Origin of the sequence: Arthrobacter sp. Hiyo1, assembly GCF_001263615.2 — a bacterium.
Classification (GTDB): domain Bacteria; phylum Actinomycetota; class Actinomycetes; order Actinomycetales; family Micrococcaceae; genus Arthrobacter.
In genome coordinates this window covers 164,731-167,023 of sequence record NZ_DF952474.1, presented here as the reverse complement: position 1 = coordinate 167,023, position 2,293 = coordinate 164,731, and the positions used below count along the sequence as shown (strand labels likewise).

The window sequence follows — 2,293 nt, the reverse complement described above, 5'->3', positions numbered from 1 at the left end:
GATTCCTTGAAACTCCCTGCTCCCGCCCGGGCTGCTGCCCCCGTTCCCGCGGGCGTCCAGTCCCCGACGCCGGGAGTCACCCCCTGGCTCACCCCGTCCAGGGACTTCTACAGGATCGACACCGCCTTGAGTGTGCCGGAGATCAACGCCCAGGAGTGGGAGCTGCGGATCCACGGGATGGTGGAACAAGAGGTCCGGTTGAGCTTTCAAGACCTGCTCGACGCCCAACTGATCGAAACCCACGTGTCGCTCACGTGCGTGTCCAATCCCGTGGGCGGAAACCTGGCCGGCAACGCCAAGTGGTTGGGCATGCCCATCCGTGACGCGCTGAAACAAGCCCGGCCCAAACCCGGAGCGGACATGGTCCTCTCCACCTCGATCGACGGCTTCAGCGCCTCCACTCCGCTGGAGGTGCTTCAGGACGGCAGGGATGCCATCCTGGCCATCGGCATGAACGGCGAACCCCTCCCGCTGGAACACGGCTACCCCGTGCGCATGGTGGTTCCCGGTCTTTATGGTTTCGTCTCGGCGACCAAATGGGTGGTGGACCTGGAAGTGACCCGATTCGCGGACAGCAAGGCCTATTGGACTACCCGGGGCTGGTCCGAGCGGGGTCCCATCAAGACCATGGCCCGGCTGGAAGTTCCCAAGTCCTTCGCCAAGGTGCCAGCTGGCAAGGTTGCCTTGGGTGGCACGGCCTGGGCCCAGACCCGCGGCATCAAGAAGGTGGAGGTCCAGATAGACAACGGCCCTTGGTCCGAAGCCACCCTTGCCGCGGAGGCATCTGTTGTCACGTGGAGGCAGTGGTCCTTCACGTGGGACGCCACTCCGGGACCCCACTACATCAAGGTCCGTGCCACGGATGGAGCGGGCGAACTGCAGACCGAAAAGCGGGCGGATCCCGTGCCCGACGGCGCCTCGGGATGGCAGTCCGTTATGGTGACCGTGGAGTAGCCGGGGAAGACCGTTCCTTCACCCTAGACTTGCATCATGCCCTTGAGTTCGCATGAAACCTTTAGCGTTGAGTCCGCCGTCGAACTGGCAGTGATCGAACGCAGCGGCTTCATCGAATCGCGCCATATCGGTTCCGCAGTGGTGCTTTCCGGTGACGGATCCGTGGTGACCCAGCTCGGCGACATCAGCACGCCTATCTATGCCCGCTCCGCGCTCAAGCCTTTCCAAGCCCTGGCGTCGATGCAGTCGGGGGTTCCGCTCCGCGGCGCCCAGGTGGCTTTGGCCTGCGCCAGCCATGTGGGCTCGCTGGATCACATGGACGTGGTGGAAGGCATGCTCAAAGCGGCAGGCGTCCGTGAAGAACAACTGCAGTGCCCGTCGGTATGGCCACAGGACGAAGTCGCGCGCAACTGGTTGATCCGTTCCGAGCACGGCAAGTCCAGGTTGGCTTCCAATTGTTCAGGCAAGCACGCGGCTTTCCTCTGGGCCTGCACCGAGAACGGCTGGGACACGCACAGTTACCTGGAGCCCAACCATCCCTTGCAGCACCGCGTGCGGACCGTTATCGAGGAATACAGCGGCGAGAAAATCGCGCACCTCGGCATCGATGGCTGCGGGGCACCGGTGGCCGCGCTCTCCCTGACCGGGCTGGCACGGGCCTACTCGCGCCTGGCCCAAGCCCCGCGGGACCAGAGCTCCAACGCCCGGGCGGCAACCATCGCCACGTCCATGTTGGACTACCCGTGGGCAGTGCAGGGCCGCGGCGAGGCGAACACTATCGTCATGGACGAACTCGAAGTGCTTGCCAAGGGCGGTGCGGAAGGTGTCCTGGTCCTGGCAACCCCCACAGGTGCCTCTGTCGCAGTGAAGATCCTGGACGGGAATCCCCGCGCGGCCACCCTGGTTGGACTCACGCTTCTCGCGGTTGCCGGCGCCGTCGACATTCCAGGCGTCTCAAGCGTCCTCGAAAAGGTCGTTGAGCCCGTCCTCGGCGGTGGCCACTCTGTGGGCAGGATCCGCCTGGGCCACGCCGTTTCGGCGCTTCTGGACTGATTGGAACTGCGAACAATGGCAATTGCACGACGCCGGATCGGCCTCGAGGAAGGCCGCGCGGCACTGGCCGCATGGCAGGCCGCCGTCGGGCAGGGCACTGCGGGACCAGAAACGGGTCCGGGGACGCCGCCGTCGCGCACAGTGCTGGCCACTGCGGTGCGTTACTCGCTGGAAGAACTCACCGCACGAGCCCCGGGCAACTCCGTGGAAGTCAGGGTGCCGCCGTTCGGTGTGACCCAGTGCGTGGAGGGCCCCCGGCACACGCGTGCACCCCACCGAATGTCAT

General features: G+C 65.3%; 2 protein-coding genes and 1 pseudogene. All 3 read left to right on the top strand.

Translation table 11 applies throughout. The features are described from left to right. Positions 1 to 954 (top strand): molybdopterin-dependent oxidoreductase (locus AHiyo1_RS27210; protein ID WP_253257445.1); only part of this gene is annotated, 954 nt, incomplete at its 5' end. Positions 955 to 990: 36 nt separating this feature from the next. Continuing rightward, a complete protein-coding gene (locus AHiyo1_RS18145) occupies positions 991 to 2,007 on the top strand; it encodes an asparaginase (protein WP_059389475.1) in 1,017 nt (338 codons plus the stop codon). Positions 2,008 to 2,022: 15 nt separating this feature from the next. Continuing rightward, positions 2,023 to 2,293 (top strand): annotated as a pseudogene (locus AHiyo1_RS18140) (sterol carrier family protein); the annotation flags it as partial.

What these genes read in the sequence shown, in the direction of transcription:
- AHiyo1_RS18145 (WP_059389475.1), top strand. Translation starts at nt 991, where the DNA reads ATGCCCTTGAGTTCGCATGAAACCTTTAGCGTTGAGTCCGCCGTCGAA.